This is a genomic window from Paenibacillus typhae (assembly GCF_900099765.1).
Classification (GTDB): domain Bacteria; phylum Bacillota; class Bacilli; order Paenibacillales; family Paenibacillaceae; genus Paenibacillus_AQ; species Paenibacillus_AQ typhae.
The window spans coordinates 23148-44650 of the sequence record NZ_FNDX01000032.1 but is presented as its reverse complement, the minus strand read 5'-3'; the positions used below and the strand labels follow the sequence as shown (position 1 = coordinate 44650).

At 53.0% G+C, this 21503-nt stretch carries 21 protein-coding genes; 20 read left to right on the top strand and 1 reads right to left on the bottom strand.

The features are described 5' to 3' along the window. Window positions 1–134 precede the first annotated feature (134 nt). The 6 genes from BLR64_RS21240 (at window position 135) to BLR64_RS21215 (ending at window position 5397) form a co-directional block, all read left to right on the top strand. A complete protein-coding gene (locus BLR64_RS21240; RefSeq protein ID WP_068728905.1) occupies window positions 135–317 on the top strand; it encodes a small, acid-soluble spore protein, alpha/beta type in 183 nt (60 codons plus the stop codon). A gap of 167 nt (window positions 318–484) precedes the next feature. Beyond that, on the top strand, window positions 485–1339 hold the full coding sequence (ispE, locus tag BLR64_RS21235) for a 4-(cytidine 5'-diphospho)-2-C-methyl-D-erythritol kinase (RefSeq protein ID WP_090717195.1): 855 nt from the start codon (window positions 485–487) through the stop codon (window positions 1337–1339). 117 nt (window positions 1340–1456) lie between these two features. Further along, window positions 1457–2284, top strand: a complete 828-nt coding sequence (purR, locus tag BLR64_RS21230) for a pur operon repressor (protein WP_090717193.1) — start codon at window positions 1457–1459, stop codon at window positions 2282–2284. A 210-nt stretch (window positions 2285–2494) separates the two neighbouring features. Beyond that, the gene (gene spoVG, locus BLR64_RS21225; protein ID WP_020425826.1) at window positions 2495–2782 is read left to right on the top strand and encodes a septation regulator SpoVG; all 288 of its coding nucleotides are present in this window, start codon (window positions 2495–2497) and stop codon (window positions 2780–2782) included. A 173-nt stretch (window positions 2783–2955) separates the two neighbouring features. Further along, a complete protein-coding gene (gene glmU, locus BLR64_RS21220; protein ID WP_090717192.1) occupies window positions 2956–4347 on the top strand; it encodes a bifunctional UDP-N-acetylglucosamine diphosphorylase/glucosamine-1-phosphate N-acetyltransferase GlmU in 1392 nt (463 codons plus the stop codon). 96 nt (window positions 4348–4443) lie between these two features. After that, window positions 4444–5397: a ribose-phosphate diphosphokinase gene (locus tag BLR64_RS21215; RefSeq protein WP_036678796.1), complete on the top strand. Its 954-nt coding sequence runs from the start codon at window positions 4444–4446 to the stop codon at window positions 5395–5397. Between the two features lie 94 nt (window positions 5398–5491). On the opposite strand, the gene BLR64_RS21210 is transcribed toward BLR64_RS21215, so the two are convergent. After that, window positions 5492–5692, bottom strand: coding sequence for a hypothetical protein (locus BLR64_RS21210; protein WP_090717190.1), 201 nt, complete (start codon window positions 5690–5692; stop codon window positions 5492–5494). Between the two features lie 93 nt (window positions 5693–5785). Between BLR64_RS21210 and pth the strand changes: the two genes are divergently transcribed. The 14 genes from pth (at window position 5786) to spoIIE (ending at window position 21398) form a co-directional block, all read left to right on the top strand. Further along, the gene (gene pth, locus BLR64_RS21205) at window positions 5786–6346 is read left to right on the top strand and encodes an aminoacyl-tRNA hydrolase (RefSeq protein ID WP_090717189.1); all 561 of its coding nucleotides are present in this window, start codon (window positions 5786–5788) and stop codon (window positions 6344–6346) included. Between the two features lie 90 nt (window positions 6347–6436). Next, window positions 6437–6667: an anti-sigma-F factor Fin gene (fin, locus tag BLR64_RS21200; RefSeq protein ID WP_068728917.1), complete on the top strand. Its 231-nt coding sequence runs from the start codon at window positions 6437–6439 to the stop codon at window positions 6665–6667. A gap of 135 nt (window positions 6668–6802) precedes the next feature. Further along, entirely contained in the window at window positions 6803–10327 is a 3525-nt protein-coding gene (mfd, locus tag BLR64_RS21195; protein ID WP_090717187.1) for a transcription-repair coupling factor, read from the top strand. Further along, window positions 10314–11375 carry a peptidylprolyl isomerase gene (locus BLR64_RS21190; protein WP_090717184.1) on the top strand — a complete coding sequence of 354 codons (1062 nt, stop codon included), beginning with the start codon at window positions 10314–10316 and terminating at the stop codon, window positions 11373–11375. Before mfd ends, BLR64_RS21190 begins: the two co-directional genes overlap by 14 nt. Before the next feature lie 284 nt (window positions 11376–11659). Next, window positions 11660–12202, top strand: a complete 543-nt coding sequence (gene spoVT, locus BLR64_RS21185) for a stage V sporulation protein T (RefSeq protein ID WP_068728925.1) — start codon at window positions 11660–11662, stop codon at window positions 12200–12202. 137 nt (window positions 12203–12339) lie between these two features. Further along, window positions 12340–14007 carry a putative polysaccharide biosynthesis protein gene (locus BLR64_RS21180; RefSeq protein ID WP_090717183.1) on the top strand — a complete coding sequence of 556 codons (1668 nt, stop codon included), beginning with the start codon at window positions 12340–12342 and terminating at the stop codon, window positions 14005–14007. Window positions 14008–14141: 134 nt separating this feature from the next. Further along, the gene (gene yabN, locus BLR64_RS21175; protein WP_090717181.1) at window positions 14142–15638 is read left to right on the top strand and encodes a bifunctional methyltransferase/pyrophosphohydrolase YabN; all 1497 of its coding nucleotides are present in this window, start codon (window positions 14142–14144) and stop codon (window positions 15636–15638) included. Between the two features lie 308 nt (window positions 15639–15946). Further along, complete coding sequence (locus BLR64_RS21170; RefSeq protein ID WP_039868883.1) at window positions 15947–16219, top strand: HU family DNA-binding protein; 273 nt, start codon at window positions 15947–15949, stop codon at window positions 16217–16219. Continuing rightward, complete coding sequence (locus BLR64_RS21165) at window positions 16219–16497, top strand: RNA-binding S4 domain-containing protein (RefSeq protein ID WP_042171862.1); 279 nt, start codon at window positions 16219–16221, stop codon at window positions 16495–16497. Before BLR64_RS21170 ends, BLR64_RS21165 begins: the two co-directional genes overlap by 1 nt. Before the next feature lie 134 nt (window positions 16498–16631). Continuing rightward, window positions 16632–16916: a sporulation protein YabP gene (yabP, locus tag BLR64_RS21160; protein WP_090717180.1), complete on the top strand. Its 285-nt coding sequence runs from the start codon at window positions 16632–16634 to the stop codon at window positions 16914–16916. Beyond that, window positions 16913–17476: a spore cortex biosynthesis protein YabQ gene (gene yabQ, locus BLR64_RS21155; RefSeq protein ID WP_090717178.1), complete on the top strand. Its 564-nt coding sequence runs from the start codon at window positions 16913–16915 to the stop codon at window positions 17474–17476. Before yabP ends, yabQ begins: the two co-directional genes overlap by 4 nt. A 22-nt stretch (window positions 17477–17498) precedes the next feature. Then, complete coding sequence (locus tag BLR64_RS21150) at window positions 17499–17834, top strand: FtsB family cell division protein (RefSeq protein ID WP_090717177.1); 336 nt, start codon at window positions 17499–17501, stop codon at window positions 17832–17834. A gap of 124 nt (window positions 17835–17958) precedes the next feature. Beyond that, entirely contained in the window at window positions 17959–18459 is a 501-nt protein-coding gene (locus tag BLR64_RS21145; protein ID WP_068729242.1) for a S1 domain-containing RNA-binding protein, read from the top strand. A gap of 428 nt (window positions 18460–18887) precedes the next feature. After that, a complete protein-coding gene (spoIIE, locus tag BLR64_RS21140; RefSeq protein WP_090717175.1) occupies window positions 18888–21398 on the top strand; it encodes a stage II sporulation protein E in 2511 nt (836 codons plus the stop codon). Window positions 21399–21503: the final 105 nt, after the last annotated feature.

Sequence of the window (21503 nt, the reverse complement as noted above, 5' to 3'; positions counted from 1 at the left end):
AGGGGCTGTTTTTGTTTGGACATTGGCGTCCTGCGGTGACACGCACGGGCATCGGGAATGGGCAGCGCCCTGCAGCAGCATACTATAGGGGCATTATGCTTCTTATCCACTACTGTAAGGGAGGACTTTTACCGATGAGCCGCAGAAGACGGGGTATGATGTCAGAGGAACTGAAGACGGAGCTGGCCAAGGAGCTTGGCTTTTACGAAACGGTCGAAAAGGACGGCTGGGGCGGAATCCGGGCCAAGGACGCCGGCAATATGGTAAAGCGGGCCATCCAGCTTGCTGAGCAGGCTGCCCGTAAGTCAGATATATAATCTGCAGTCTTTTTAAGCAAATCCTGAAGGGGGAGCTGCCTGAACGGCAGGGCCCTCTTTTTGACTTGCCGCAACAGGCTTTACTTTTGATCATGGACTTCATAACAAGTTTCTCATATAATATGTTAAGTTGTTTTTACGGGAAAAGCTGAGGGTGGGTGAACGCCTTGAAAATGTATGAAAAAGCGCCAGCTAAAATCAATTTGATGCTGGATGTGCTTCGCAAGCGTGCTGACGGGTTTCATGAGGTTGAAATGATTATGACAATGGTCGATCTGGCGGATCGTCTGGAGCTGTCTGAGCTGAAGCGTGACTCCATTATCATCTCTAGCCAGGCCGGATATATACCGCTTGATGAGAAGAACCTGGCCTTTCAGGCAGCGAGGCTTATTAAAGACCGCTACAATGTGAAGAGCGGAGTACATATTCATCTGGACAAAAGAATTCCGGTCGCTGCCGGCCTTGCCGGCGGCAGCAGTGATGCTGCGGCTACGCTGCGCGGCCTGAACCGGCTCTGGCGCCTGAATATCCCCGCAGAGGAGCTGCAGGAGCTTGGCGCCGAGCTTGGCTCGGACGTCCCGTTCTGCGTCACTGGCGGTACGGCTCTGGCCACAGGCCGCGGGGAGAAGCTCACGCCGATCCCGAATCCGCCGCAGTGCTGGGTTATCCTGGCGAAGCCTCCGATCAATGTCTCTACAGCCGAAGTATATGGAAGTGTGCGGGCCAATCAGATCGCCGTGCATCCATCGGCTTCACGGATGCAGGAGGCTATTGAGGCGGGCGACTTTGGGGCAGTCTGCGCACGGCTGGGCAATGTGCTGGAGGATGTGACCCTGAAGCTGCACCCTGAGGTTCAGCAGCTCAAGGAAGCCATGGTGAAGCTGGGGGCTGACGGAGTACTGATGTCCGGGAGCGGGCCGACGGTATTCGGGCTGGTCTCAAAGCAATCCAAGGTGGCTAGAATCTATAATGGGCTGCGCGGCTTCTGCAAGGAAGTATACGCTGTGCGCTCGCTGACTTAACCTTTGGAGAAACGGAACCTTTTCCCGGAGAGGGCGGAAGGTCCGTTTCTTCTTGTGTAATTCCGTACAAAAATGATATTATTTTTAATAATATTCGGTTTTGGCGAGGAGTATTCCGTGAAAAAACTTAAAAGAAGCCAACGTTTGGTTGATATGACCCAATTTTTGTTAGAGAAACCGCATGACCTGCTGCCGTTATCCACCTTTGCGGACCGGTACGGTGCGGCGAAGTCATCCATCAGTGAGGACTTGGCTATTATAAAAGAGGTATTTGAAGGTGAGGGCATGGGCGAGCTGCAGACGCTGGCCGGTGCAGCCGGCGGTGTACGCTATATTCCGCGCATGCCGACAGATATGGCACTTGCTTTTGTTAAACACCTGTGCGGGGAGCTTGAGCAGAGTGACCGGATTCTTCCGGGCGGCTATCTGTATATGTCCGACCTGCTGGGTCTCCCTTCCGTAATGGAGCAGGCGGGCAAAATCATCGCCACCGCCTTTTACGGCGTAGAGATTGATGTGGTAATGACTGTAGAGACCAAGGGGATTCCGCTTGCGTATGCGACAGCCGCCCAGCTGGGTCTGCCTGTAGTGCTCGTCCGCCGTGACCATCAGGTGACGGAAGGCTCGGCGGTAAGCATCAACTATGTATCGGGCTCCCATAAGAGCATTCATACGATGTCTCTATCGAGACGGGCGCTGCGCGAGAAATCGCGGGTGCTGATAGTGGATGACTTCATGAAGGCAGGCGGTACGGTACGCGGTATGGTCGATCTGCTCGGCGAATTCAACGCCCAGGTTGCCGGAGTCGGCGTGCTTGTTGAGTCAGGTGCCGTAGAGACGGAGGAACGGCTGCTGCATGATTATGTGTCGCTGGTGAAGCTGACCGAGGTGGACTCCAGGGAGCGGAGAATTTCCGCGCACCCCGGTAACTATTTTTCCTCTTAGTAGGGGGGAAATCAACGGCTTAGCAAAGTGCAGTATAGTGTCGAAAACATGAGGAACGATTAGAAAAGAGCGCGAAACGTGTCGAAAACGCTGATTTCGCAAAAATAATCTTCTTTAGTAGTCATTTTATGGAATCAAAAAGAAGGAATTCGCTTTGCTGTGTGGAATTATACACCAAGTCTCTGATGGAAAAAGGTGGTGAACACACACATGCAAATTACGGATGTCAGACTCCGCCGCGTCAACTCTGAGGGGAGAATGAAGGCAATCGCATCCATTACCATCGATAACGAGTTTGTTGTTCATGACATTCGCGTCATCGACGGTAATAACGGGATGTTCGTTGCAATGCCCAGCAAGCGTACACCGGACGGTGAATTCCGCGATATCGCACACCCGATTTCTTCGGGAACACGCGAAAAGATTCAATCTGCGGTTCTGGCCGAGTACGATCGCGCCGCTACGGAAGAAGAGGAAGTTATTGAAGAGGGAGCTTAGGAGCTAAGCGCGCTTTCTCTGAAGAACGCCTGCCCGTAAGGGGTGGCGTAAGGTCAGGCCGTTTTCAATTGGGGTTCGAAGAAAAGGGAACCATGGCAGCATGGTTCTCTTTTCTTTTTGCCCGGAATGAGATATATTCAGTAGTGAGCTCAAGAAGTAGGAGGTTGGCATTCTTGAAAAGAATGGCTGTTGTACTTGCTGCAGGTCAAGGCAAGCGCATGAAATCTAAATTATACAAGGTACTGCATCCCGTCTGCGGCAAGCCGATGGTAGGGCATGTGCTTGAAACTGTAAAGGCGACCGGATGTGAACGCAATATTGTAGTAGTCGGACATGGAGCAGACGCAGTGAAGGCTTATCTCGGCCAGAATGCTGAATATGTGCTTCAGGAAACCCAGCTCGGGACCGGGCATGCTGTGAAGCAGGCCAAGGAACTTCTCGGCGGTGAGGAAGGCACGACGATAGTTATTTGCGGAGATACCCCGCTTATCACGCCTGAAACGCTGGAAGGATTAATGGCGCTGCATGAAGGACAGAAGGCGGCAGCATCTATTCTGACTGCTGTAATGGACCAGCCTGCCGGTTATGGACGGATTATCCGCGGGGAAGACGGCGGTGTGCTGAAGATTGTTGAGCAGAAGGACTGCTCGCCAGAAGAGGCGGCTGTGAAGGAAATTAATACAGGCACTTACTGCTTTGATAATGCTAAGCTGTTCGCTGCGCTGGAACAGGTGACGAACAACAATAATCAGCAGGAATATTATTTAACCGATTGTATCGGCATACTCCGGGCACAGGGTGATATCGTTCTGGGATATCAGGCTCATGACGCTGCGGAGTCTATTGGCGTTAACGACCGGCTCGCACTGTCCGAAGTAGAGGGACATATGCGGCAGCGGATCAACAAGACACATATGCTTAACGGGGTAACGATCATTGATCCGGCCTCGACTTATATCGGAGCGGATGTTGTTATTGGTGCGGATACCATTCTGCACCCCTCGACTCTGCTCAAAGGCAAGACTGTTATCGGAGAGGGCTGTGAGATCGGACCGTCCAGTGATATTGAGGATTCCGAAATCAGGGACGGCGCTTCCGTGAAGCATTCCGTGCTGAGCCAGGCTACCGTCGGGGCAAGGGCATCTGTCGGTCCTTTCGCTTATCTGCGGCCGGGCGCGGTGCTTGGTGAAGAAGTGAAGATCGGCGATTTTGTAGAGGTCAAGAATGCCACCATTGGCGACGGCTCCAAAGTTTCGCATTTAAGCTATATCGGGGATGCGTCTGTCGGCAAGAACGTCAATGTCGGATGCGGTGCAATTACCGTTAACTACGACGGATATAATAAAGCAAAGACCACCATTGAGGATGATGCCTTTATCGGCAGCAACGTCAATCTGATTGCTCCGGTAACCGTGGGCAAAGGGGCTTTTGTTGTAGCAGGTTCGACAATTACGCGCTCTGTTGCGGAGAATGATCTGGCTGTGGCCAGAGTAAGACAGGAGAATAAGCCGGGGTATGCGGATAAGATCCGCGCTCGCGCCAAAGCCAAAAAAGAACAGTCCTAGTCCATCGTAAAGGCCAAAGCCAAAGCGCCGGACAGAGCACAAGGGTTGTCCGGCGCTGCTTGGAAGTTAAATTCCGTCACGGAGGGTTTATATTTTATGACTTATTGCGATTCCAAATTAAAGATCTTTACTTGTAACTCCAATCCAAAGCTGGCCAGTCAGATTGCCGACTATATCGGCATTCCGATGGGGGAGTCACACACTACAAGCTTCAGTGACGGAGAGATCCAGGTTAAGCTTTCGGAAAGTGTCCGGGGCTGCCATGTCTACATTGTCCAGTCCACGTGCGGTCCGGTTAATGATAACCTGATGGAACTGCTCGTTATGGTGGATGCGCTAAAACGCGCTTCGGCCAAGAGTATCAACGTAGTTATTCCGTACTACGGCTATGCGCGTCAGGACCGCAAAGCACGTTCCCGTGATCCGATTACGGCCAAGCTGGTAGCGAACCTGATCGAGAAGGCAGGCGCGCACCGTGTTATTACCATGGACCTTCATGCTATGCAGATTCAAGGCTTCTTCGATATCCCGGTTGACCATCTGCTGGGTGTTCCGATTCTTGCCCAGTATTTCCGCTCCAAACAGATTGAGAATCCCGTTGTCGTATCACCGGATCACGGCGGCGTAGTGCGCGCAAGAAAGCTTGCTGATTTCCTCAACGCCCCGCTGGCGATTATTGACAAGCGCCGTCCGGAGCCGAATGTCAGTGAAGTTATGAACATCATCGGTAACATTGAAGGCAAGACGGCGATTCTGATCGATGATATCATCGATACAGCGGGTACTATTGTACTGGGGGCCAATGCACTGATGGAAGGCGGCGTGAAGGAAGTATACGCCTGCTGTACCCACCCTGTATTGTCCGGTCCGGCGCATGAACGCCTGGAGAATTCACCGATTAAGGAAATTATCGTAACGGATACCATTCCGATCCGCAGTGCCAATCCGACTTCCAAGCTGAAGGTATTGTCTGTGGCTCCGCTGATGGGTGAAGCGATTATCCGCGTTCATGAGGAATTGTCAATCAGCAAACTGTTCGAGATCGAGTAGGACAAGCCGGTGCGCCGGCTGAATCGGATATGCAAAAAAAGGGTTACACCTCCGGTGTCGGAAGATGTAACCCTTATCGGCGTATGCCGGCCTTCTAGTACCCCGGACGGGAAATAAAGGTAAAGATGCCGCGGTTATAGAGGGTGCCCTGCAGTTCAACAAAACCCTCGTCAACAGCCGTAACTACACCGATAGCCACGAACACATCGTCCCTGTAGATCTCGACAGGCACAGCATACTGAATGTGATACTGGAAATGGCGCTGAAGCGTTAAGATTTCGCCCTGATGTGGCATCGTTCATCACCTGTCTCTGGAGTATATACAGCTTATTGTACCAAAAACGGAACTCTTCTGCTTACGAGAGGATAGAAAGGATAGGCCGGAATCATGAAATGGATTGTTGGACTCGGAAATCCGGGTACCCAGTATGCCAAGACAAGGCACAATGTCGGGTTTATGGCGCTCGACGAGCTCGCAGCCCGAAACGGAATAAGCTGTAATCAGAACAAATGCAAATCCGTGATTGGTGAAGGGATGATCGGCGGGGTTAAGACCGTCCTGATTAAGCCCATGACTTTTATGAACCTGTCCGGAGAAGCGGTTCGCGCGTATATGGAATATTATAAAGTGTCCCTTGAGGACCTGATTGTAGTGTATGATGATCTGGATACCGAAATCGGAAAAATCCGGTTAAGATATCAAGGCAGCGCCGGAGGCCATAACGGCATCAAATCCATTATCCAGCATACCGGCACCCAGAGCTTCAACCGGTTGCGGATGGGCATCTCCCGTCCGGAGCCAGGCTATGCCATCGTAGATTATGTGCTCTCTACCTTCCCCAAGAAGGACGGGGAGAAGCTGAAGTCGATGATTCTGGATACCTGTGATGCACTGGAGTTCAGTCTGCAGCATACCTTTGAGCAGACAATGGCCAAATTCAACGGTTAACAGCAGCAGCGCCCGTGTCCCTGTTCCGGGCTAAATACACTGGGTACGGGGCATACTGAAGGGTATATACTACCTTCAGGAGGCATATAGATGGCAATACATTACGTGTGCAGGCACTGCCGGACATTTCTGGGAAGCATCAATAGAAGCAGCGCTACAGAAATACAGCTGGGCCTTCACTCCTTGACCCCTGCGGAACGCAGAGACATCATAGCGTATGATTCAGACGGCGAAATCACGGTAAAGGTTACTTGCGATTATTGCAAGCAGGCCTTGGATAACAATCCTGAACTGAGCCTCCTGGCCAGTCCGCTTCAGTAACATGAATGCGGCTGTCTCTGTTGTCAACCGTAAGCCTTGGCCTTAATGCTAAGGCTTGTTTTCGATTCCAATCATAACGGGAGGCAGTGATCGATAAGTCACTGCCGGCCTGTTCAGTTAGAGAGGTGTCTTTCGTTGTTACACGGTCTTATAGAGGCTTTTTCCAAAGATCCTGATTTTCAATCTGTCACCCGTGGCGTAGCAGCAGGTATGAAGGAGCAGCTGATCTCGGGGCTGTCCGGCTCTGCCAGACAAATTATGCTGGCGGCACTGCATGAAGAGCTCGCCCGGCCGCTGCTTGTAGTCACGCATAATATGTTCTCGGCCCAGAAGATGGCTGAGGATTTGCAGGAAGCGCTTTCTCCTGACCGGGTGCTGCTCTATCCTGCCAATGAGCTGGTTGCAGCTGAAGCGGCAGTGTCCAGTCCGGAGACGCTGGCCCAGCGGATTGACGTGCTTACCCGGTGTGCACAGGGCTTCCGCGGGGTTGTCGTGGTTCCCTATTCCGGCGTCCGCCGGCTGCTGCCTGCACCTCATGTGATGGCAGAAGCACAGCTGACTATATCACAGGAGGGAACCCTCTCCCTTGATGAATTTTTGATGTCGATGATTGAGATGGGATATGAGCGTGTAGAGCGTGTAGAGAACCGCGGTGAGCTCAGTGTACGCGGGGGCATTATCGACTTCTATCCGATGACTTCTCCGCTGGCGTACCGGGTGGAGCTGTTCGATGATGAGGTCGATTCGATCCGTACCTTCGATCCCGCGGATCAGCGGTCTATTGATAAAGTCCGGAATGTAAAAATCACCCCTGCCAAAGAAATCATTGCCGACCAGTCCCGACTGGACTCGGCTGCAACCGCGGCAGCGGCGATGCTGGAGCGTCAGCTGGAGAAAATGACCGACCGTCAGGCCAAGCTGCGTCTGCGTGAGGAAATGGGCCGGGAGCTTGAGATGCTGCGTGAAGGCACCTATTTCCCTGAAATCTATAAATATATCAGTCTCTTATATCCTGAGCGTACGCATCTGTATGACTATATGGCCCAGGATACCCTTCTGGTGCTGGATGAGCCGGCCCGGCTGCTGGAAACGGCGAAGCAGCTGGAACGTGACGAATCCGAGTGGAATCTGCACCTTCTTCAGAACGGGAAGAATCTTCCTGATCTGCATCTTTCGGTAGATAATGAGGTTATCATGTACCGGCGCCCGTTCCAGAGCCTGTTCATGTCGATCTTCCTGCGTCAGGTTCCCCATATCCAGCCGCAGAACATCCTGGGCTTCATCAGCCGCGGCATGCAGGATTTCCATGGGCAGATGAATGTACTGAAGTCGGAGATGGAGCGTTGGCATAAGTCAGGCGTGAAGGTAGTCATGCTCGCGAGCAGCGAGGAGCGGATGGAGCGTGTCCGCCGGGTGCTCGATGATTACGGTATTGAAGAGCCGACGCTGCTTCAGGGCAACCTGGGCTCAGGCTTTGAGCTGCCGTCGATTCATCTGGCCGTCATCACCGAGGGTGAGATGTTCTCCCAGAAGCAGCGCAAAGCACGCAAGCTGTCCAAGGGAATTGATAATGCCGAGCGGATCAAGAGCTATACCGAGCTCAAAATAGGAGATTATGTTGTTCATCAGAATCATGGCATCGGGAAGTATATGGGCATCGGAACGCTGGAGGTCAGCGGAATTCACCGTGACTATATGCATATCATGTATGCCGGCGGCGACAAGCTGTCCGTACCGATTGACCAGATTGACCTGATTCAGAAATATGTCGGCTCAGAAGACAAGGAGCCAAAGGTATACAAGCTGGGCGGCAACGAATGGACGAGAGTCACCAGCAAGGTCCGTTCCTCTGTACAGGATATTGCCGATGACCTGATCAAGCTCTATGCGGAACGGCAGAGCGCACTCGGTTATGGGTTCGAGAAGGATACACAGGAGCAGCGCGAGTTCGAGGAAATGTTCCCGTATGAGGAGACGCGCGACCAGCTCCGGGCGATTGAAGAAATTAAAAAGGATATGGAGCAGAACCGTCCGATGGACCGGCTATTGTGCGGGGATGTAGGCTATGGCAAGACCGAGGTCGCAATCCGTGCCGCGTTCAAATCGGCGATTGAGGGCAAACAGGTAGCTGTGCTTGTACCGACCACCATTCTGGCCCAGCAGCATTATGAGACGTTCCGCGAGCGTTTTGGCAACTACCCGATCAACATTCAGGTGCTTAGCCGGTTCCGCAGCCGCAAGGAGCAGAATGAAACGATTAAAGGCGTGAAGCAGGGAACCGTAGATGTAGTTATCGGAACACACAGGCTGCTATCGCAGGATATGGTCTTTAAGGATTTGGGTCTGCTGATTGTCGATGAAGAGCAGAGATTTGGGGTAACTCATAAGGAAAAGCTTAAAAAGCTCAAAACCAATGTCGATGTCCTGACCCTCACTGCAACGCCTATACCGCGTACGCTGCATATGTCCATGCTCGGCGTGCGGGATTTGTCCGTTATAGAGACGCCACCGGAGAACCGCTTTCCCGTACAGACGTATGTGGTTGAGCACAGCCATACTCTTACACGTGAAGCTGTAGAGCGTGAATTGGCCCGCGGAGGCCAGGTTTATTATCTGTACAACCGGGTACAGGGGATTCATGAGATGGCAGCACAGATATCCATGCTCGTTCCGGAAGCGCGTGTCGGCGTCGGGCACGGGCAGATGTCAGAATCGGAGCTGGAAAAAACCATCCTCGATTTCCTGGACGGGGAGTATGATGTGCTCGTCAGCACCAGCATTATTGAGACAGGGGTCGACATCCCTAACGTTAACACCCTGATTGTCCATGATGCCGACAAGATGGGCCTGTCCCAGCTCTATCAGTTGCGCGGGCGTGTCGGGCGGTCCAACCGTATTGCCTATGCCTACTTTACGTATCAGCGGGACAAAGTGCTGACTGAGGTAGCCGAGAAGCGCCTGCAGTCGATCAAGGAGTTCACTGAGCTCGGCTCCGGCTTCAAAATTGCCATGCGTGACCTCTCGATCCGCGGAGCGGGAAATCTGCTCGGCGCAGAGCAGCACGGCTTCATTGCTTCAGTCGGCTTTGATTTGTACTCACAGATGCTTGCAGAGGAAATCCGCAAGCGGAAGGTTACGGTGCTTGGCGAAGAGGATACTTCGCTGAAGCAGGGCAATACGGTCATTGATTTGTCGATTGACGCCTATCTTCCATCAGAGTATATTTACGACAGCATCCAGAAAATTGAAATCTATAAAAAGGTTGCCGCAGTGGCTTCCTTTGAGGATGCAAGTGAGCTGGAGGACGAGCTGCTTGACCGGTTCGGTGAATTACCCGAAGCGGTCGTCAATCTGCTGTCGGTTGCCCGGCTGAAAGTATACGGTAAGCTGTACGGCATGGAGTCCATGGTCCGGCGCGGCGATGAGGTATCGCTTAATTTCCATGAGGGCGGCGCGGCCGCTTTTGATACGGCTAAGCTCGCCAAAGTTGGTAATAGCTTCGAAAGACGTGTACAATTTGATAGAGAGGCCAAGGCCGGCATCCGCATCAAAGCTAAGGATCTCAGTGATAAAGAGCTGCTTGAGCTGCTGGAGCAGTTTCTGGCGGCAGCCAAAGAGTCGTTAAAACCGAAGGGAGAATTACACAATGTCAGTAAATAAAACAAAATCATGGAAGGTGCTGCTGGTTTCTTTAGCCGCAGCCGTTTCCTTCTCCATGCTGTCTGCCTGCAGCAGCAATAATAATAACACCGCAGCCGAGGATAACACCCAGGCAGTCGCAACGTACAAGGACGGCACGATTACAGAGAAGGAATTCGATCTGGATACCAAGGTCATGAAGTTCCTTTCTCCGCAGCAGGCGGCATACCTGGAGATTGACGCCTTTAAGGAATCCATCCTGAAGCAGGAGGTTGCCTTTGAATATCTGGCAGGACAAGCTACGGATGAGGCGAAGAAGCAGGCCGAGAAAGAAGCGGATGTACAGGTAAGCTCAATGAAAGAGGCGCTGGGCGACACTTACGAAAGCTCGCTGAAGGAAGCAGATCTGACGGAAGCAGATATTCGCTCCTACATGGTGCGTGTACTCACCGTTTATCAGGACATGCTGCTGAAAATTACCGACGATGAGGTTAAGGCTGAGTTTGAAGCAACCAAAGGGGACTACACCGTTGCTACACTGCGTCATGTCCTGGTTGGCCTGACTGATGCGGACGGCAAGGAACGGACGGATGAGGATGCACTGAAGCGTGCTAACGAAGTTAAGGCCAAGCTTGACGCCGGCGGTGATTTCGCTGCAATTGCCAAGGAGTACTCAGATGACACCGGCTCGGTTGAGTCCGGCGGCGAATACAAAGACAAGGCGCTGGGCACTTATGTAGAGGAATTCAAACAGGCTGCACAGACCCTGCCGCTGAACACCATCAGTGATCCGGTAAAGACCAGCTTCGGATATCACGTCATTGAAGTAGAGTCACGTACAGAGACCACTTTTGACAAGCTGACTGACGAGCAGAAAGAAACCGTCAAGAGCACGCTGGCTTCAAAGAACCTGGAGACCTTCCTTGATGAAGAGCTTGATTCACTGAATATTGAGATCAATCTGCCTAAGAGCACCGCTGCTGCCGAAGAATCCGGAACAACGGATAGCGGAACTGCAGCTACTGCAGCACCAAGTGCAACACCGGCTGCTACAGAAGCAGCCCAATAATATACACAGACGGACAAGCCATCCTGACGCTTCCAAGCGAGGGATGGCTTTTTTCGCGTAAAGAGGGTATGTATACTATAGGGCAAACAGGCACAAGCTTGGTATGAATACCCGGATAATGTACGGACCTGGAGCTTGTGTTTATTTAAGGGCCGGGCATGTATAAGGAATTGGGAACAGATGAATACTATGGTCAGATATTACGATAAATCACCGGGATTATCCTTTCCCGTAATGGACAGTAGTTGGACCATACTTCTTAAGAAAGCGGGGCAACATGTGAAATGAAAGCTACTGGTATTGTTCGCCGTATTGATGACCTGGGCCGTGTTGTTATTCCTAAAGAGATTAGACGTACACTGCGTATCCGTGAAGGGGATCCGCTGGAAATATTCGTTGATCGCGACGGTGAAGTCATACTGAAAAAGTACTCTCCTATCGGGGAACTGGGCGACTTCGCCAAAGAATACGCGGAATCGCTTTATGAGGGTACAGGGCATATTACAATGATTACCGACAGAGACAGCTTTATCGCTTTGGCCGGCGGCTCCAAGAAGGAATATCTCGACAAGCAGGTCGGGGCGCTGCTCGAGAAGGTTATGGAGAGCCGCAAGACCATGCTGGAGACGAACGGCGGAAATTACGACATCAGTAAAGAGCATTCCGAGCTGCTGTCCAGCTATGTGGCTGCCCCCATTATTTCCGGCGGTGATCCGATCGGCTGTGTAGTACTGATGAACAAGGACGATTCTGTAAAAATGTCACAGATGGAAGTAAAGATGGCCGAGACTGCTGCCGCCTTCCTGGGCAAGCAAATGGAGCAGTAGAAGGTTTGGTGCCGGAAGCCCCGCTTTCCTTTTGATCCGAGATCAAGGGGGGGCGGGGTTTTGTCGTATGCCTGCTTGCGGTATAATATAGAAATTCATTCTATTATTGCGGTTATTGCTGCAGAAGCAGGTAAATTATGAAATCAGGCACACCCGGCTCCAAATTGCTGCAAGGGGCATTTATTCTCAGCGCGGCAGCCATTGTATCCAAGCTTATCGGTACCCTCCAAAAAATACCGCTGCAAAATCTGGGCGGTGACGCCGTATTTGGCATCTATAACACGGTTAATCCGTTGTATACGATGCTGATTACGGTAGCCATGCTGGGTCTGCCGTCAGCCATCTCCAAATTTGTAGCCGAAGCCTCCGCCGGGGGCGACGAAGCGGAGGGGCGCCGTGTCCTGCGGATGTCAGCAGTGCTAACGGCGGTCTGCGGGATTATTATCGGTATGCTAACCTACGCAGGCGCTCCTGTCATAGCCCGGATTGTGGGCAACTCGCATATTATCCCGGCCCTGCATACCAGCGCCCTCGGGCTGGCGGTTGTTCCCCTGATGGCAGCTGTGCGCGGTTACTTTCAGGGGCTGCATAATATGATGCCGACTGCTGTCTCACAGGTAGTGGAGCAGTCAGTCCGCGTCATTGTCATGATCGCGCTGCTGCTGTATCTGACCAGCCGCGGGGCTGGAGCAGCAGAGATTGCTGCTGGTGCAATGGTTGGCTCGGCAGCAGGCGGAGCAGCCGGGCTGGTCGTCATGCTGCTCTTCTGGAAGAGTCACCGCCGGCAGACAGGCGGGCGGCTGTCCGGCAAGGATGCACCAGCCGCTAAGCAACCCCTGCGCAGCAATAATGCTGCGGCTGCAGGCCGGATTCAACGGGCGTCCGCCTGGCAGCTGCTGGCCTACGGCCTGCCGGTGATGCTGGGGGCGCTGGCGGTGCCGCTGATCGGGCTGGTCGATGTCTTCACCGTCCCGCGGCTGCTGTCGCCCGCTTACGGTGAGACGGCCTCCATGGCCCAGTTCGGCATCTATAACCGCGGTCTGCCGCTCGTGCAGATCGTCACCATGCTGGCGACCTCGCTGTCGGTCGTCTTCATTCCCGCGCTCGCGGAGGCGAAGTACCGCGGCGATAATGCATTGATAAGAACCCGCTGCAGCCTGTCGCTGCGCTGGTTCTGGCTGCTGGGCCTGGCCGCCTCGGTCGGCCTGGCGGTTCTGGCAGAGCCCGTCAACGTGGCTCTGTATGGCGATGCCGCAGGCAGCGGCACGATGATGTGGCTGGCCTTTACCGCCGCAGGCGGTACGATCAGCATCATCTCTGCCGCGCTGCTGCAGGGCCTGGGCGCCGTGCGTGCGCCGGCGCTGCATCTCTTGGCCGCCGCTGCGCTTAAGGCGGCCCTAAACCTGCTGCTGGTGCCGCAGCAGGGCATTACCGGCGCTGCCATCGCAAGCGTGGCGGCGCACGGGTTCGCAGCAGCGCTGAACGTGCTGCTGCTGTACCGGCAGGGCCATCTGCGGCTGCGCCTCGCAGATGCCGGGCTTCGGCCCGCGCTGCTGCTCGCGGGCCTCGGTCTGGCCGCCGCCGCCGTGAGCAGCGGCGCGGCGCTGGCGCTTACCGCCGCCGGCCTCGGCGGCGGGCGGCTGGCAAGCCTGGCGCAGACGCTGCTGGGCGTGCTGGCGGGCTGCGCGGTCTTTGGGCTGGGCGCAGTCAGGCTGCGGCTGCTCAGCGAGAGCGAGCTGCGCCAGCTGCCGGGCTTCGGCCCTAAGCTTGCAGACAAGCTGGCGAGGCTGCGCCTGTTCCCTTAGAGGGCGGTCAGCAGACCGGACACCGGGTTGTATCCCTGACCTTTTCATTCAGACAGGGCAAATAATAACGGCAAGTTATAGGCCTGCCTCCGGTTTAACGAATATTGCGGCAGGCCAAGAAGGAGTGGAACGGAATGAGTGCAAGATTAACAGTAGTCGGCCTGGGATCAGGCAATCCGGACCGGCTGACGCTGGGGATTATCAAGAAACTAAAGGCGGCGGCCGTAGTATACGTGAGAACCGCCGAGCATCCCGTAATGGCAGCTCTCGCGGAGCTTGAGATTGCCTCACAGTCCTTTGACGGGCTGTATGAGTCACTGGACTCTTTCCCGGAGGTCTACGAAGCCATTACCTCGAGGTTATTAGAAGAAGCGCTTGCCGCACCTGACGGGACCGAAATCGTCTATGCGGTCCCGGGTCATCCGATGGTGGCGGAGTCGGCAGTTTCCCAGCTGCGCCGGCGCTGTCCTGAAGCAGGGATTGCACTTGAGATTCTCGGCGGCGAGAGCTTCTTGGATGAGGCCTTTGTGCGGCTTGGCTTCGATCCGATCGAAGGCTTTCAGCTGCTCGATGCTTCAGGCATCCGCAGCTCGCAGCTCCAGCCTGAGCTGCATACGCTGATTGGACAGGTCTATGACAGCTTTACAGCCTCCGAGACCAAGCTGTGCCTGATGGAGCTGTACCCGGCGGAGTACGAGGTGATCGTCGGACATGCCCTTGGAGTGGAGCAGGAGGAGCAGATTCTCCGCGTGCCGCTATATGAGCTGGACCGGATTGACGGGTACGGCAATCTGTCTCTGGTCTATGTCCCTGCGAACCGTGCGGAGAACGCGCGCCGGCGCACCTTTGCCCGGCTTCATGAAATTGTCGATACGCTGAGAAGCCCGGAGGGCTGTCCGTGGGACCGCGAGCAGACACACGAATCACTGCGCAAAAATCTGATCGAGGAAACCTATGAGGTGCTGGAAACGATCGACGAGGATGATCCGGACCACATGAAGGAGGAGCTTGGCGATTTGCTGCTGCAGATTATGCTCCATTCGCAGATTGAAGAGGAGCTCGGCACATTCAGCGTCTATGATGTTATTGAGGGTCTGAACGACAAGCTTATATTCCGCCACCCGCATGTGTTTGGCGATATGAGCGCTGCTGATGCGGACGAAGCCCTAAAGAACTGGGACGGGATGAAGGCGGAGGAAAAGCGGCTGAAGGGTGTGAAGCCCGAGTCGGAATCGGCACTGAGCGGGGTTCCGCGTGATCTGCCTGCACTCATGAAAGCCTACAAGCTGCAGAAGAAGGCCGCCAAGGTCGGTTTTGACTGGGATAACATAACGGATGTCCTGGCCAAAATCCGCGAGGAGGTCGATGAACTGCAGGAGGCCGTTGAGAGCGGTGCAGCAGCGGAGGATCAGATGCTGGAGCTGGGGGATTTACTGTTCGCGGCAACCAATGCCGCCCGCTTCATCGGTGCAGACCCGGAGGAGGCGCTGACCCGTACCAACCGTAAATTTGTATCGCGGTTTGCTTATATCGAGCGTCAGCTGCAGGACCGGGGTACAAGTGTGAAGGAGAGCAGTCTGGAGACGATGGAGCAGTTATGGCAGGAAGCCAAGGTAAAGGAACGGAAATAGCCGTCTATGGCAGGTCTGAAGCTGTAAATGACCATTTTCCATTAAATGTTACTGTAACCGTATAGCTGCGGCAGGAAGCGGCAATGCTGGGAATAAGGCTTTATATCTGGTTCCAAATGCCGTATGAGGTTTATAATGTAGTAGTGCCTGGAGCCGGAGTAGGCGATTTTTCAAAAAAACGACGTTTTGCGGCAGGATTTCCGGGCGGCATCCAGAATATCATAAAGACGAAATGACGACAGGTGGCATATTTTGGCAGCTTATCGCGTTTCATTTATTTTTTTGTATCCTAGGAGGAACTTCAAATTATGAACAAGACAGATCTGGTAAACAACATTTCCGAAAAAAGCGGATTGGCCAAAAAAGATGTAGAAGCCGTATTAAACGGAGTACTTAGCGAAATTACCGATGCTTTGTCCAAGGGCGATAAAGTACAGCTGATCGGCTTCGGTACTTTTGAAACCCGCAAACGTTCCGGCCGTACCGGCCGCAACCCGCAATCGGGCACACCTATTGAAATTCCTGAATCGACTGTACCGGCCTTCAAGGCTGGCAACAAGCTCAAAGAAGCCGTTAACTAATGCGTCTGGACAAGTATCTGAAGGTGTCCCGGCTAATCAAGCGCCGCACAGTGGCCAAGGATGTGTCCGAACAGGGCCGGGTGCTGATTAACGGTAAGGAATCAAAGCCAAGCAGCACCGTAAAGATCGGCGACGAGATTACAGTGCAGTTCGGCCAGAAGCTTGTAACAGTCAAAGTGGAAAAGCTGGTTGAAACCACCCGCAAGGATGAGGCGGCCGGCATGTACACCCTGCTCCGCGAGGAACCTGTTGCCAAAAGCAGCGGTCTTGACTGGTAGAGGCAGACAGCTATAACCACAAGCACAGCTTACGTTATGTAGAGCTGTGCTTTTTTATATTTTCCGGAGATTCTGCAAGTTCTATTACCCTCCCGATCACCATAGATTAGAATCAAGAAGGAGGGGTACATGCTATGATCGAGCCAGTCAAAGTCAATAAGCAGCATGATCTGCACATGCGCAGCCGCAAGCAGCTGGAGCTGACAGGTGTGCAGAATGTAGAAAGCTTCGACAGCGAGGAGTTCCTGCTCCGCACGGAGCTTGGCCATCTCACCATCCGCGGCAGCCATTTACATATCAAAAACCTGAGTCTGGAGAACGGTATTCTGTCGCTGGAGGGCAACGTCCATTCCCTGATTTATCTCGATCCCGGAACACAGGGGAAAAATAAGGGCTTACTGGGCAAGCTGTTTAAATGAATCCGGCAGTTCAGTGGATGACCCTGATCTATATGATACTGGCAGGTACAGCTATGGGAGTGACCTATGACAGCTACCGGGTGCTGTCGCTGAAGCTTAGCTTTCCCAAATGGCTGAATGCACTGCTGGACCTGCTGTATTGGATATGGGCGGCGCTGCTTGTGTTTCGCATGCTGTATGCCGGAAATCAGGGGCAATTGAGGTTTTATGTCTTTTTGGGGCTCTTTCTAGGCGTATGGATCTATTTTTTGATCTTCAGTGTTACGGTGCGGCGATTTGTGGTAATGTTAATTCAGTCGGTCCAGTATACGTGCAGACTGCTATGGAGAACCCTGGAAATCTTAATAGGTGTACCGCTGCGCTGGCTTTGGAGGCTTTGTAGAGGAACGCTGCTGCTGCTCGGCCGCATCCTATTATTTATTCTGAAGCTGCTCTTGCGTCTAACGAAGCCAATTTGGGTATTTCCTGTAAGATGGATCTCTCCATATCTGTCTAGAATCTATCAGTCTCCTTGGTTTAAGAGATCTATTGAATGGATAACCGCATGGCGGAAACGCTGACCTTACAATGGGGGTACGACGCATGAACAGATTTACTGCGGAAGAGAAGGGAACAGCAAGCAAGGCTTTCGCCGCAGGTGCGAAGAGAAGAAAGTTCATATGGCTTGCGGTAATGACTGTATTTTTCAGCTGGTCCGGTTACATTTTCTTTGCCCAGAGCGCTTCGATAGCGGACAAGAGTGAGGTGCTTGCCAAAAAGCAGGCAACGAATGAAAGTGTAACGGCCTCGCTTAACCAGCTGAAATACGACGTATCCAGGCTCAATGATGATGAATATATCGGACAGCTGGCGCGGAAATGGTACAATATGTATCTCCCGGGCGAACTGCCAATCCGTACAGAGCAATCAGGGGAATAAAGCAGGCCAAATCAGGCTTTCGCTGTGTTGCCTTGATTTGCTCTTTACTGTATAATCAAATCACCGCAGACTGGATGAAGTGTATATTCGTCTGTATATTTTTAAGGGAGGATCATTTTATTCTATGGCAATTGAAGTGGGCACCAAGTTAGAGGGCAAGGTGACAGGCATCACGCATTTCGGAGCATTTGTGGATCTGTCAGGAGGTGTCACAGGTCTCGTTCACATTTCGGAAATCGCCGATAACTACGTTAAGGATGTTAACGATCATTTAAAGATTGGTGATGTAGTAACCGTCAAGGTGATCAATGTTGACAAGGACGGCAAGATCGGACTTTCCATCAAGCAGGCTGTTGATAAGCCGGCATCAGAAGTACGTCCCCCAAGAGCTCCAAGACCTGAACGTCCAAGCGGTGGAGACCGTTTTGGCGGAGGCAGCGGCGGCGGTGGAGGCGGCGGTGGTTACAATCGTGAACGGGGTGGGCGTCCATTCAAGCCTGCAGCCGGTAAACCTTCATTCGAGGATAAAATGTCACGCTTCCTGAAAGATAGCGAAGAACGGATGTCTTCGATCAAGAAGAACACAGAAGGAAAACGCGGCGGCCGTGGAGCCAAACGCGTGTAATAAGGTACTGGTACAGCATAAATAACCGCAGGGGCATAATGCCGCTGCGGTTTTTTGTAGATCATAATTTATATGTTTGTGTCCCTGCAAAGTGTCTGAGCCGGCTTCCATGTTCAGATCCTCTTATGCGGGATTTTTTTTGTCGTTGCCGAATAAATTGCCGACAGCATCCTTGCCGATTTCACATATCTCCGGGGCAATCGCTGACGAATATACGCTGTCAGGTTTTATGCTGCTGGCCGTCCGGGCAGCTTCAAGACGTGTCAATCCTGTGACCCGTAAGGGTTGGACGTAAATTTCCAAATAATGTCGTCTCTGGCTTTTTTGTCGGAAATTTCTCAGGAACTGCTCTCTGTTTCTGACAAACTTTCATAGAATCGTGCGCTTATAATGAGAACCATAAATTCTCAAACGGGTGGTGCGAAGGAATGAACAAAAGCAATGTGGTGAATCTGCCGGAGTGGACCAGAGCCGGAAGCAAGGACAAGGAGCAGAAGGAAGAGGCATGGGGCTCGCGTGTGAAGAACTGGATGATCAAACAGCCGCTTCTCCAGCTGATATCGGTGAAGAAATGGACACTGCTGCTGAGTCTTATGGGCTTTCTGTTAGGACGGGCCATGATATTGGACGAGCTGTCACCCTTTGCTGCCGCTTACTTTGCTGTCATTATGTTTATGAGAAAAGATTCCGTGCTGCCGGTGGCGGCAGCGGTTATTCTCGGAAGCCTGTTCACACCATTTCCCGGAGCGATTGTAGTAGCGTCAGAGCTGATTATCTTTTTCCTGATTTATAAAGGTCTGGAGAACTTCCAGCGGGTGGACCTTTCCTATGCACCGTTAATGGTATTTGTATCGTCGTTTATGGTTGGCCTGTTCCGGATTGTGATCGGGCCGTCGATTGCCTGGTACCCGCTGATGATGTGTGCGGTGGATGCCCTGCTGGGATTTGTATTGACCTTGGTATTTTTGCAGGCGCTTCCGTTGTTTACCTTCAAAATGAAGAGCAGGGCGCTGCGCAGCGATGAGATTCTATGCCTCATCATTCTGCTTGCGTCTGTCATGACTGGCCTTGTGGGCTGGACGGTAAGCGGGCTGTCCCTTGAACATATCCTGTCCAGATACCTGATTCTGCTCTTTGCGCTGGCCGGAGGAGCTCCGCTTGGGGCCGCGGTCGGCGTGGTAACCGGTCTGATTCTTAGTCTTGCCAATGTTGGTGCCATTTATCAGATGAGCCTGCTTGCTTTTTCCGGCATGCTGTCCGGAATGATGCAATCAGGACGCAAAGGCGCCGTATCCATGGGGATGCTGCTCGGTTCAACCATTCTATCCGTCTATTTCCTCGGTCCCGGTGATGTCATGGCCTCTACTTGGGAAACCTGCGCTGCTGTAGTAATGTTTCTTCTAACACCGAAAGGAATTATTACTACTATCGCCAAGTACGTTCCCGGTACTGCCGATCACAGCCGTTCCCAGCATGAATATGCACGCAGAGTCCGGGATATTACAGCTGAACGGGTGACGCAGTTTTCTCAGGTGTTTCAGCAGCTGTCGAGCAGCTTCGGCCAGATTCCCCGTGCTGCCGAGGCAGGCAAAAGCGACCGCGAGATGGAAAACTTCATGAGTACCGTCACAGAGGGAGCGTGCGCCGGATGCATCCGGCGGACACACTGCTGGGATGCCAAATTCTATCAGACATATAGATACATGACTGATATGATGACTACTGTAGAAGAATGCCCGGATATTACGGCGGCCCAGCTTCCCCCCGAATGGAACCGGATCTGCGGGAAGACGGCTGACGTCCTGGAAGTAATGAAAGGGCAATATGAGCTTTACCAGCATGATATGCGCTGGAAGCGGCAAATATACGACAGCCGGCAATTTGTGGCCGAGCAGCTGTCCGGTGTCTCCCAGGTCATGGAGGATTTGGCCAAGGAGATCAAACGGGAAGGACAGGCCATGTACCGGCAGGAGGGCCAGATCCGCGAGGCGCTGGAGAAGCTGGGGCTGTCCATCCACAGTATTGAGATTCTTAGTCTGGACCCCGGACGGGTTGAAATCGAAATTGTACATGCGTATACAAGGGGATTCGATGAATGCCGCAAAATGATTGCGCCGCTGCTCTCTGACATTCTTGAGGAGAATATTTCCGTAGTCAGCGAGACGGCCGTCCATCCGCGCGAGGGCTTGTCTATGGTTACCTTTGGTTCGGCCAAGGCATATGAAGTCAGCACAGGTATAGCAGGTGCGGCCAAGGGCGGCGATATCCTGTCCGGCGACAGCTTCAGCACGGTTGAGCTGGGTAATGGGACCTTTGCTGTATCTGTCAGTGACGGCATGGGCAACGGAGAACGGGCACGTATGGAGAGCAGCGCTGCACTGTCGATGCTTGAGAAGCTGCTGCAGTCGGGAATGGATGAGAAGCTGGCCATCAAATCCGTCAATTCCATTCTGCTCCTCCGTTCACCGGATGAGTTTTATGCCACGGTGGATATGGCGCTGATTGACCAGTACTCCGCGCAGACTACCTTTATGAAGATCGCCTCTGCGCCAAGCTTTATCCGGCGGGGCAGTGAGGTCATTCCGATTACCTCAAGCAACCTGCCTATTGGAATCATCAAGGATATCGAGGTTGATCTCATCAGCATGCAGCTGCGTCCGGGGGATATTCTCATAATGATGACCGACGGTATTTATGATGCGCCCGGATATGCCGTTAATAAAGAGATATGGATGAAGCGGCTGATTCAGGAGCTTGAAGGCGATGATCCGCAGGATATGGCCGACGAGCTGCTGGAAAAGGTGATCCGCTATCAGGGGAATGAGATTCATGATGACATGACCATTGTCATCAGCCGTCTGGATCATTATCATCCGCAGTGGTCCAGCCTGCATCTGCCCGGAATCGGCCGGATGGAGCGTCCGCGTACGGTAAGCTGATAGGCAGAGTCAGATATTCTATCAAAGTATAGTTACCTTTCTTCGGCGGGTCCATTCACTAGACCCGCCCGTCTTTGCAACGGAGAGGAATTATGGAGCTGTAGA